Source organism: Kribbella amoyensis (assembly GCF_007828865.1).
GTDB lineage: Bacteria > Actinomycetota > Actinomycetes > Propionibacteriales > Kribbellaceae > Kribbella > Kribbella amoyensis.
This window is the reverse complement of the sequence record NZ_VIVK01000002.1, coordinates 553,671-565,325: the sequence shown is the minus strand read 5'-3', so window position 1 is coordinate 565,325 and position 11,655 is coordinate 553,671. Positions and strand designations below refer to the sequence as shown.

At 70.8% G+C, this 11,655-nt stretch carries 6 protein-coding genes; 1 reads left to right on the top strand and 5 read right to left on the bottom strand.

Annotated elements, in window-relative coordinates:
* Positions 1-29 precede the first annotated feature (29 nt).
* Complete coding sequence (locus FB561_RS32855) at positions 30-2,810, top strand: glycosyl hydrolase family 95 catalytic domain-containing protein (protein WP_145813922.1); 2,781 nt, start codon at positions 30-32, stop codon at positions 2,808-2,810.
* Here the strand turns inward: FB561_RS32855 and FB561_RS32850 are convergent.
* The 5 genes from FB561_RS32850 to FB561_RS32830 all read right to left on the bottom strand — a co-directional run bounded on the left by FB561_RS32850 (position 2,783) and on the right by FB561_RS32830 (position 11,533).
* Positions 2,783-3,757: a TRM11 family SAM-dependent methyltransferase gene (locus FB561_RS32850; RefSeq protein ID WP_170284917.1), complete on the bottom strand. Its 975-nt coding sequence runs from the start codon at positions 3,755-3,757 to the stop codon at positions 2,783-2,785. The two genes, FB561_RS32855 and FB561_RS32850, sit on opposite strands and share 28 nt — an antisense overlap.
* A 180-nt stretch (positions 3,758-3,937) precedes the next feature.
* Positions 3,938-6,910 carry a glycoside hydrolase family 2 TIM barrel-domain containing protein gene (locus FB561_RS32845; RefSeq protein WP_145813920.1) on the bottom strand — a complete coding sequence of 991 codons (2,973 nt, stop codon included), beginning with the start codon at positions 6,908-6,910 and terminating at the stop codon, positions 3,938-3,940.
* Positions 6,910-8,976, bottom strand: a complete 2,067-nt coding sequence (locus tag FB561_RS32840; RefSeq protein ID WP_145813919.1) for a beta-galactosidase — start codon at positions 8,974-8,976, stop codon at positions 6,910-6,912. Before FB561_RS32840 ends, FB561_RS32845 begins: the two co-directional genes overlap by 1 nt.
* A 93-nt stretch (positions 8,977-9,069) precedes the next feature.
* Positions 9,070-10,086 carry a LacI family DNA-binding transcriptional regulator gene (locus tag FB561_RS32835; RefSeq protein ID WP_145813918.1) on the bottom strand — a complete coding sequence of 339 codons (1,017 nt, stop codon included), beginning with the start codon at positions 10,084-10,086 and terminating at the stop codon, positions 9,070-9,072.
* Between the two features lie 34 nt (positions 10,087-10,120).
* Positions 10,121-11,533 carry a glycoside hydrolase family 28 protein gene (locus tag FB561_RS32830; protein WP_145813917.1) on the bottom strand — a complete coding sequence of 471 codons (1,413 nt, stop codon included), beginning with the start codon at positions 11,531-11,533 and terminating at the stop codon, positions 10,121-10,123.
* Positions 11,534-11,655: the final 122 nt, after the last annotated feature.

Genomic DNA, 11,655 nt, shown 5'->3' with positions numbered 1-11,655 from the left:
CCGGTCCGCCCATCCGAAAGGTTCACGTGATGCAGCCAGTTCGATGGACGCTGCCCCTACTCGCGACCCTGCTCGCCGTCAGTGCCGGTGCGATCGGCACCAGCTCCGCCGCCGCCGAACCCGACGCCCCGGCCGACCGCGCCACCACCGCGTGGCGCGACGGCGCGTTGCGGACCGACCCGGCCGGCCTCGTCGCCCGCTCCGACCTGGTCCAGGAAGGACCGGCGTGGCGCGCATACCAGGCGATGCCGGTCGGCAACGGCAAGCTCGGTGCCGCCGTCTGGGCCGAGAAGGGCTACAGCGCCCAGCTCAACCGGGTCGACACCTTCCCCCTGCTCAAGTCCGCCGGCCGCCTGGTGGTGCCGGGCCTGGACCCGTTGATGCGCGCGGGCGACTACTCCGGCCGGCTCGCCCTGTACGACGGCCAGGTGGTCCAGCGCGGCGGTGGGATGTCGGCCCGCAGCTACGTCCGCGCCGACGCCGACCAGTTCGTCCTGGAGGTCACCGGCGCCGATCCGGGAAAGGAGCAGACCGCCGACCTGAAGCTCTGGGACGGCCGGACCCCGAAGGCGAGCGCGGCCAAGACCGTCGCCGCCCTCGCCGAGACGTTCCACGACGCCGCGTCCGGCAGTACGACGGGTGCCGTGGCCGCGATGACCGCCAAGGCGCGCGACGTCTCCGCCGAGGTGGTCGACCCGTTGACGGTCCGGCTCACCTTCCGCCCGAACGCGGACGGCTCGTTCCGTCTCGTCGTCGGGGTGCCCTACTACACCGGCGGTGACGTCGCCGCGGCCGCGCAGAAGGCGGTGAAGGACGCCGACGATCCGCGCACACCCCAACGGCACACGGACTGGTGGCACGCGTTCTGGGCCAAAGCCGCGCCGCTGCGGATCACCTCGGCGGACGGCTCCGGCGAGTACGTCGAGAACCTGCGCACCGTCCAGCTGTACACGATGGCCGCGTCGATGCGGTCCGCGGTCCCGAGTACGCACGGGGCCGTGGTCCGGATGTTCAGCTCGGCCAAGGACCAGGCCGACTGGGCCCAGGACTCGTACTGGCACTTCAACCTGCGGATGCTGGTCTCGTCGAACCTCGGCGCCGGGATCGCGGAGTACAACGCGCCGTACTTCCGCTTCTATCTCGACCGGGCCGACCTGATGAAGCAGTGGACCAAGGACCACTGGATCGGCGGGAAGGGTACCTGCGTGCCCGAGTTCCTCCGGTACGACGGGACCGGGGACGGCTGCGACAACACCGGCGAGCCGGGCTGGGTGAAGCGGATCCTGAGCAGCGGACCCGAGCTCGTGAACAACATCTGGCAGCAGTACCGGTTCACCGGTGACCAGGCACTGCTCGACCGCGCGTACCCGTTGATGCGCGACATCGTCGAGTTCCACCTGTCCGTCCTGAAGCCCGGGAGCGACGGCTACCTCCACCTGGAGAACGTCAACGCGCTCGAGGTGCAGTGGGACACCGACGACCCGACGCCCGACCTCGCCGGCATGCGGGTGGTGTTCCCGATCGTCGCCGATCTCGCCGCCGCCCGGGGGGACACCGCGATGGCGACGCGGTTGCGGGACGCGGTGACGAAGCTGCCGCCGTTCCGGACGATCGAGCGCAACGGGGAGCAGGTCCTGGCGTGGTCCGGGACCGACGAAGCCCCGCAGAACACGCAGAACCCGGAGATGGAGGCGCTCTGGCCGTGGGGCCAGTTCGACGAGAACTCCGAACTGCTGCAGGCGACGTACCGGCAACGGGTCTACCCGCAGGACAAGGACTGGGGGATGGACAGCACCTGGGCCGCGCGACTCGGCCAGGCCGACGAGGTGAAACGGATGCTGCTGAAGGGGATCCAGGACTTCCAGATCTTCCCGAACGGCTTCACCGTGCACCGCACCGGCCGCGAGGCGGTCCGCCAGCAGAGCTTTTACAACGAGTGGGGCGGCGTCCTCACCACCGGTCTCCAGGAGGCGCTGGTCCAGGCGTACGACGGCGTCGTGCACGTGGCTCCTGCGTGGCCGGGTGACTGGGACGTGGCCGGGTCGGTCCAGATCGAAGGCGGCCACCGGATCAGTACCGAGGTCAAGGGCGGCATCCCGAGCGTGGTCGGGATCCAGGCCGGCAGCAAGGACTCGCTCCGCGTCCGCAACCCGTGGAAGGGCGAGCAGGTCCGGGTCGTCGACCAGCGGACCGGACGGACCGTGGTCGCGCCGACGTCGGACGAGATCGTGACCGTCCCCGTCGTGCCGAACCACGGGTACGTCGTGGAGCGGGTCGCCGTACCGCTGTCCTCGTTCGGATTCGCGCCGTTGACCGGTCAGCCGGCCGACCAGGTGAAGACGGTGGGTACGCGGATCCTCGGGGTCCAGAAGAGCGAGCCGCCGCTGCGGAGCGACCTGGTCACCGTTCAGAAGCCGGAGAAGCTGCAGAACCTGGTCAAGGCACAGCCCGGTGCCCAGATCTACGTCGACCGCAGCTACACGATCACGGACCTCCCGGCGCCGTTGACCGGGCAGGCCCTGATCCCGGGGGCGAACGACGACTCGAAGAACACCAGTACCGACTACCTCACCTTCGACGTGAGCCGGCCGGCGACCGTGTACGTCGCGTTCGACGCCCGCGGTGAGGGGGTGTGGTGGCCGGAGTGGCTGAAGTCCTTCACCCGCACCGGCGAGACGGTCGGCACGACGGACCAGCGGCTGATCCTGTTCCGGCGCGACGTCCCGGCCGGTGAGGTGAAGCTCGGCGCCAACTCCGGTGTCGCCGACAAGGGGAACTCGACCTACCTCACCTTCGTCACCCCGCGCTGACGGAGTCCGGCCACCAGGATCCGGGGATGCTGCCCGGCGACCGCGACGTCGTACTCGTCGAGGATCTGCCAGGCGGCGTCCCCGCCGATCCGCTCAGCCTGCTCGTGGTTCACGATCGCCACGAGCAGGCCGTCCGGGCGAAGGACCCGGCGCCACTGCCGCAGGTACGGGCCGAGAGGGCCGATCCCGAGCCGGACGTCCCATGGTGGATTCGTGAGGATCCGGTCCACCGATCCCCGCACCTGCCTCGCATCTCCTTCCTGCCAAGCGATCTCCGCGCCGTACGGTGTGTTCGCCCGCGCCGCCGCGATCGCGGCCGGCTGCCGATCGATCCCGCGGTACGTCGCCCCCGGTTCGACGGCGTGCGCCTCCAGCAGCAACGTGCCGGCACCGCAGAACGGGTCGAGGACCTGGAGGCCCGGCGCCAGGCGTCCCAGCCGCGCGATCGCCGCGGCCACCGGCGGGTGCAGGCTGCCGGTCACCGTGTGCCGGCGCCACTCGCGACGGTGCAACGGAACGGCGAAGGGCCGCCTCCCGACCCAGAGCGTCTTGCCGTCGAGGACGACGCGCCAATCGACGCGATCGACCGGCGGCGTCACGCCCTCGCGACGTGAGTGGTACCGACCGCCGGTGAGCTCGCGGAGTCGCTCGCCGACAAGGTCCTCGATGTCGTACCGGTTGAAGTTGCGCCGGCCCTGGAACGACGCCGTCACCGCGAAGTCGGCCGGCTCACCGGTCAGCTGGATCGCGGGGACGGCGTCGGCCAGCGCCTGCCGGGTATGCCCCGGATCAGGGACCGCATCGTGGATCAGGAACAGGTCGTCGGCCAGCCTGGGTGGACTGGTGACGACCGTCGCGTCGTGGGGTTCGATGACGAGTTGCCGTCTGGACAGGTCGATCACACGGTGCTGGGCAGCGGCCAGTTCCTCGGCCGCCAACTGCTCCAACCCTGTGACTGTCCGCACAAGGACCAACAAAAGAAGAGCTCTCCCGGGCAGCAGTCGGGAGCGGCCGGACGGACCGCTCCCGCCTCGCTGGCTGCGGGCGATATGCCTCGGGACTGGCCAGCGGGAGCTAGCTCAGTCGGAAGAAACTCTTCATGCCGCCGAGGATGTCACACTCGGTGGTCAGCGGCCACCGAATTGTCGCCAGGTCAGCCCGAACGTGTACGCCGCGACGTCGAGCGTGTGGTCCGCGGTCGCGGCCGGACCGCAGGACGCGGAGCCGAGACCGTTCTGGGCCAGGTCCAGGTTGACGTACAGGCGGTCGTGCGGGGTCAGATCCGAGCGATGCTTGGCCTGCTCCAGGTCCTCGGTGGTCCAGCGTCGCGCGGTGAGCTGGAAGTACGGCGCGCCCTCCACCCGGATCCCGTTGCCGTCGGCATCGGTCAGTTCGGCCCAGCGGACGTCGATCCGTGATCCGTTCTCCTGCGGGACGACGTACGGCGTCTGCAGACCGTCGACGGTCCTGGTGTGCCGCGTGACCCGAGCGGCCGCGCGGCTGTCGGCGTACGCCTCACCAGGTCCGCCGCCGAACCAGCGCACCGTGTCCAGGCTGCTCGGCAGGCTCATCCGGACGCCGAGACGCGGCCAGTTCTCGCAGGGTTGCGTGATCGCCGACCCGTTCCACGGACCGTCGGGGACGACCGCCACCGTCAGGCTCAGCGCGTCGTCGTTCGCGGTCCAGTGGTACGTCGTCCGGACCCCGTGGCCGAGTCCGTCGGGAGCGACGCGGGTCCGAACGGTCAGTTCGTGGTCGGTCACCTCGACCTGGTCGACGCGGTGCTCCAGCCGGTCGAGGCCGGCCGCTCGCCAGGCGGTGACCGTCGCGTTCCGGCCGCCTTGGCCGTTGTCGTTGTCGGTCGGCGCGCGCCACAGGTCCAGCCGAGGACCGTCGGTCGGCAATCCGAACAGCCGCGTCAGCTGCCCGGTCCGCGCGTCGAACTCACCCCCACCGAGCCGCAACCCGTCCCCACTCCGCTCCGGCTGCCGCCTCACGGCGGCCGTGGCGGGCTGAGCGGGGTCGGCCGCCCGGGCCGGCTCGGCGAGCTCACCGGGTTGAGCGGAATGGGCGGGCAGTGGGAACTGGGCCCACGCGACCTCGTGGCCGGCCGCGGCCCAGGGCTCGTCCTTCGCGAGGACCGCCCGTACCGTCAGCCAGCGCTCCCCCGCCCCGTCGGCGGCCGGCTCGACCGGCACCGCCGCCTCGACCGGCAGCGGCAGTTCGGCCGACGCGCCCGGCTCGATCGCGGGTACCTCCAACCGGCCGGACCGCATCTCCACCCCGTCCACTTCCTCGGACCAGACGAACTCCAGGTCGTCCAGCGGCGCGAACGACCGCAGGTTCTCGATCGTCAGCGACCCGGCCCCGCTGATCCGGACCGGCTCGATCACCTTCTTGTACTCGATCAACCCCGGCGACGGCGTCCGATCGGGGAACAGCAGCCCGTCCAGGCAGAAGTTCGCCCCGTGCACCTTCTCCCCGAAGGCACCCCCGTACACGTGATCCGTTGCACCGGGCAACAACAGCCCGTGGTCGATCCACTCCCAGACGAACCCGCCCTGCAACCGCGGGTACTTCTCGAACACGCGCTGGTAGTCGGCCAGCCCGCCCGGCCCGTTGCCCATCGCATGCGCGTACTCGCACAACACGAACGGCAGTGCCCGCCGTCGCGCCTCCAGCTCGGGGTGGTCGGCGGTCTCCTCGGGGACCTCCTCGGTCCGGCTGCCGATCCGCTCCAGCTCGTCGAGCGGGGTGTACATCAGGCTGTAGAAGTCGGAGAACGCGTAGCTGCGATCGCGTTCGTAGAACAGCGCCCGGCCCGGATCACGCTCCCGGGTCCATGCCGCGAGGTCACCGAGGACGCGGCCGCGGTGACTCTCGTTGCCCAGCGACCAGATCACGATGCTCGGGTGGTTCTTGTCCCGCTCCACCGTCCGGCGCATCCGGTCCAGCAGCATCGGCGCCCAGGCCGGATCGTCGACCGGGTTGCCGACCCAGTCGGTGTAGATGAACCCGTGCGTCTCGATGTCGCACTCGTCGATCACCCACAGGCCCAGCTCGTCGCACAGGTCGAGGAACGCGGGATGCGGCGGGTAGTGCGCGGTCCGGACGGCGTTCACGTTGTGCTGCTTCATCAGCACGAGGTCCTGCCGCATCGTCTCCTCGCTGACCGCGCGGCCCCGGTACTGGTCGTGCTCGTGCCGGTTGACGCCCCGGAAGAACAGCGGCCGGCCGTTGACGGTGAGCTGGTCGTCCACGATCGTGACCGTCCGGAAGCCGATCCGCAGCGAAACCGTCTCCCCCGGCGTCACCACGGACGCGTCGTACAACCGGGGAATCTCGGCCGACCACGGCTCGACCGCGGGAACGGTCACCGACTCCCCCGGCGCGAGGTCGAGGCCGAGCTCGGGGACGAGCACACGGGCCGGCCCCGTGCTGACACAGTCGACCTTGATCGTGCCGGCGCCGGTGACGTGGTCGAAGTCCGCGTGGACGAAGACGTCCTCGATCCCGTCGGCCGGCCGGCTCCGCAGGGTCACGTCCCGGAAGATCCCGGGCAGCCACCACATGTCCTGGTCCTCCAGGTAGCTGCCCGAGGACCACTGGTGGACCCGGACCACGAGCAGGTTGCGCCCGGGTCGCAGGTGCGCGCCGACCTCGAACTCGCTCGGCAACCGGCTGCCCTTGGACGTCCCCAGCTCCACGCCGTTCAGCCAGACCTTGAAGCAGGAGTCGACGCCCTCGAACCGCAGGATCGTTCGCGCGTCCGGCCAGTCCGCCGGCAGCTCGAACCAGTGCCGGTGATCCCCGGTCGGGTTGGCCGCCGGGGTCCGCGGCGGGTCGATCGGGAACGGGAAGGCGGTGTTCGTGTACCGCGGCCGGTCGTGCCCCTGCAGTACCCAGTGCCCGGGCACCGTCAACTCGTCCCAGCCGTCGTCGGCGAACTCGGGCGTCATCACGTCGGCGGGCGCCTCGGCCGGTCCCGCGGACAGCTTGAAACGCCACTCGCCGTTCAGGCTGAGCACCGGAGCGGACGAGTGCAGCCAAGCCCGCGGCTCGCGGCGACCGGTCCCCGGCTCGAGGTCCTCGTAGTACATCAGCGTTCCTCTCTCAGGACACGGACGTCCCGGGCCGCCAGCTCGAACGACTCATCAGACGCCACCGGCTTCTCGGTCAGCACCTCGGTCACCGCGAACGGCACGGTCACCTCGACCGGATCGCCCGACCAGTTGTGGACGAACCACAGCCGCCGGCCCGCCGGATTCACCGCGGACATCGCCGTCACCGACTCCGGCAGGCCCGTCCACGCAGGGACCGCCGTCAGCTCGGCGATCGACCGAGCCAGGACGGGATCAGGCACAGACCCCACGTACGTGACCTGCCCCTCGCCGTACCGCTTCGTGGTGACTACAGGTCGGCGACCACCACCGGGATGCTCGTACCAGGCCAGCGTCTCCGCGTCGTCCAGGACCAGGTCGTCGGCCCAGCGCGTCGCGTGTCCGCCGGGAGCCACGGTGCCGTTGACCGGTTGGGGGTCGAGCAGGTTCTCGTACTCGAGGTAGTGCACCCCGGCCGCGTCCCGCAGCGGCCCCGGCGCGATCTCGGTCCGCGCCCGCGCCTCCGGATCGGCGTACCCCGTGCGTGGACCAAGAACGAGATGGCCACCGGCCCGCGCGTACTCGGTCAGCACGGCGAGCTCGTCGTCGGAGGCGACGTAGAACGCGGGCACGATCAGCACCGGGTACCGAGCGGCCAGCGCGGCCGGATCGGTGAGATGCTCGGCCGCCAGGATCCCCGGTCGCAGCCCCGCGTCGACGATGCCGGTGTAGAAGGCCGTCACCATCGCCCGGTAGGACGCCTGGTCAGGCACGCCACCCGGATGCGCGAGCGGCGGCTGGAACTGCAGCGCCCACTCGCTGTCCGTCGACCAGAGCACCGCCACGTCCACGTCCGGCTTCAGCTCGGCGACCTCCTCGCCGGCCCGGCCGAGCTCCGCACCGATCGCGGCGACCTCCCGGTACACCCGGCCCGGCTGCAGCGAGTGCCCGAGGATCCCGCCCCAGTACGTCTCGGCGCCGTGGTGGATCGAGTGCCAGTGCCAGTACTGGATCAGCCGCGCACCCCGAGCCACCATCGCCCAGGCGAGCTGCCGCAGCTGCCCGTCGTACGGCGGGTGGTTCAGCTGGGAACCGCCGATCGACGTCGCGTTCGTCTCGGTGACCAGGAACGGCCGCTGCTGCGAGGCGTGGATGCGGTCGGCGGAGAGGAACAGCTCGGGCACGGTCCGGCCGAACCAGCCCGGCTCGAACCGCTGCGGCCCCGCCGGCCGGTCCAGCCCGTCCTGGACGTGCACATAAACGTTGCCAGACGCAACATCCAGCCGCTCGGTCAACGGCACGTCGGCCACCGCGGCCCGGCCGTACGCCAGACAGGTGGTGACGAACTGGCCCGGCCGCCGCAACTCCCGGACCAGGTCGGCCTGCCAGCCGATGAACTCGGTCGTCCGGCGCGCCTGGAACCGCCGCCAGGCCAGGTCGTACGACGGCGTGCTGTTGCCGTCCGGCCGCCACAGTTCGGACCAGTCGCTCAACCGGTGCGACCAGTACGTCAGGCCCCACGCCTCGTTGAGCGTGTCGACATCGCCGTACTCCGCGCGTAACTCGGCGACGAACGCCTGGAACGTGCTCTCGTTGTGCGGCAGCAACAAGCCCGGCTCGTTGTCCACCTGGTACCCGGTCACGGCGGGATGGTCGCGGTGGTGCTCGACGATCCGCCGGATCACCCGCTCGGCGTGGAACCGGAACGCGGGCTGGTGACAGTCGACCTCCTGGCGTACTCCCCACGGCACCCGCTCACCGGTCCGGCGCTCGGCCGCGATCTCGGGATGCGCACGCTGCAACCAGGGCGGCACGGCGTACGTCGGGGTGCCGAGCAGGACCTCGATCCCCCGCTCCGCGGCCCCGTCGAGCACCGGGGTCAGCCAGTCCAGCGCGAACACGCCGTCGCGCGGTTCCCAGCTGGACCAGACCGATTCGCCGACCCTGATCACGCCGATCCCCGCGGCGGCCATCAGATCCAGGTCGGTCCCGATCCGGCCGGCCAACTCGCGCGGCAGGTACTCCGGGTAGTACGCCGTCCCCAGCAGAACCCGTGACGGCAGCATGTCCCGAACCTAACCCACGGCCACCGTCCGGGTCACCGGGGTGTCCGCATGGTGAAGTCGCGTGCAATCGTTTGCGACAAGGGATCCCGTGGCTCAGCCGTGCGCGCGGATCCGGACCCGCCGACGCGCCGGCCCGGTACTCGCCCGGGCCACCAGCTCCGGCGCGAGCAGATCCGGCCGCGGCCACTCGGCACCGGCCAGCCGTCCGGCCAGCTGCTTCCAGGCCAGCTCGCCGAGCCGGGCGCGCTCGTTCCGCAACGAGGTGAGCGGCGGCCGGGAGTACGCCGCGATCGGGATGTCGTCGTACGACGCCACCGACAGCTCGGCCGGGACGTCGACGCCGTTGTCGTGCAACCAGCTGAGCAGGCCCACGCCGACCAGGTCGTTGAAGGTGATCACCGCGGTCGCCCGGCTGCCGACGACGGTCGGGCCGGCCTCGTACCCGTGCCGGCCGGACCAGCCGCCTTCCATCTCGTCCAGCGTGACGTCGAGCGAACGCGCCGTCCTGCGCAGCGTGCGACGGCGCTCGGCGTCGGACCAGGACGAGGCCGGGCCGCCGACGTACAGGATGCGGCGGTGTCCCAGCCCGGTGAGGTGGTCGAGCAGGAGCCGGCTCGCGGCTCGGTAGTCGATGGCGACGGCGCCCGCGTTCTTCACCGTCCGGTTGATGCACACCACCGGGACGGGCAACGCGAGCGCCTTCTCCAGACCGCCGCGGGTGAGCCGCGAACTGCAGAGCACCAGGGCGGCGGAGTGGTCGGCGATCTCCTCGACCAGCCGCAACTCCTCCTCGGGATCCTCGCCGCTCTCACCGATCAGCAGCCGGTGACCGTCCGTCCGAGCGGCCGCGGCGAGCCCCTTCAGTACCTCGGAGAAGAACGGGTTGGCCAGATCCGGCACGGTCACGCCGACGGTCCGCGGCCGGCCGAGCTTGAACTCCTGCGCCCGCCGGTCCGCGCGGTACCCGAGCTCGTCGGCGACCGCGCGGACGTGCGCCACCACCTGCGGCGAGATCAGCTCCGACCCGTTCAGCGCCCGCGACACGGTGGAGACCGACGTGCCCGCCTCGCGCGCCACGTCGATCAGCCGGACCCGTCCGCTCTCCGTCACCGATCACCTCTCGCCCGGTCCGGGCGGGGCCTGGTCACCCCACTCGGGTGTCGCCGATCCGTACGTTCCGGATCATCACGTCGTCGGCGTACTGTACGACAGCTTCCGCCTCGACCACGTCGAAACGACTGTTCGTGACCGCGACCGAACGGATCGGCATCGACTCCACACCGACGATCCGGTACGCCCGCTCCGCCCGCGCCACCCGGACGTCGTCGAACCGGATGTCGCGCACGTCCGGGAACAACGTCTGGTTGCCGCCGCCCTGATAGCTGAACGTGATCTCCAACGGACGATACGTCCAGGCGCGGCAATCCACATCGTGCACGTTGATGTTGCGCACGTACCCGCCGCGGGTGGAGGTGGACTTCACGCACAGCACCCACTGCTGGAACGCCTCGTCGGCGGCCGGGTCGGCGGGCATCCACAGCCGGCGGACCCAGACGTCCTCGATCCCGCCGCTCATCTCGCTGCCGATCGCGACCGCGGCGCCGCCGCTGAGGAACGTGCAGTCCTCGACGATGATGCCGCGCGACGGCAGCCCGAGCCGGCGGCCGTCGGCGTCCCGGCCGGACTTGATCGCGATGCAGTCGTCGTGGGTCTCGAAGGTGCAGCCACGGATCAGGACGTCGGTACACGACTCCGGGTTGCAGCCGTCGCCGTTCGGGCCGAGGTTGTGCACCTTGACGTCCTTGACGGTGACGTTGCCGCACTCCAGCGGGTGGATCGTCCACATCGGCGAGTCCCGCACGGTGACTCCCTCGATCAGCACGTTCCGGCAGCGGAACGGCTGGATGAAGCTCGGCCGCAGGTAGTGCCCCTGGCCGAAGACCCGCTGCTCGAGCGGGACCTGCTCGTTGTTCATCCGCTCCAGCTCGGCCCAGTCGGCCCGCTGGTTCGGCATGCCCTTCTTCCAGCCGTACTGGCCGCTGCCGATCAGGTACCACCAGTGCTCGTTGTCGCCGGCGCCGTCCAGGGTCCCGGACCCGGTGATCGCGATGTCGGTCTGATCCTCGGCCCGGATCAGCGCCGAGAAGTTGTACACCTCGACGCTCTGCCACCTGGTCCGGACCAGCGGGTAGTCGGCCGGGTCGGTGCTGAACCGCAGCGTCGACCCTTCCTCCAGGTGCAGGTCCACGTGGCTCAGCAGCTGGATCGCGCCGGTCTGCCAGACCCCGGCCGGAACGACGACGTGCCCGCCGCCGGCCGCGTTGCACGCCTGGATCGCGGCGGCGATTCCCGCCGTGGCGTCGTCCGGCGTGGCGCCGTACTCGGTGATCGGGAACCAGCGGTCCGGGAACCGCGGCGGCCGGATCCGGGACCGCAGGGACTGCTCGCGGTCGCTGTCCGCGACCGCGGCGACCGGTGCCAGCAGGCCCGATCCGATGCCTGTGGCAACCACTCCGGAGAGACCGAGGCCGAGGATCCGGCGGCGGCTGGGGTTCATGGGCGGGACCCTTTCGACGGGCGGGGTAAACCTTTGCACGCAAGTATCCAAGAGATTTCGGGCCGGTCAAGATCTCGTGGCGACGAGCCGTTGACACACCGGACGGACCGGTGGACGATCGG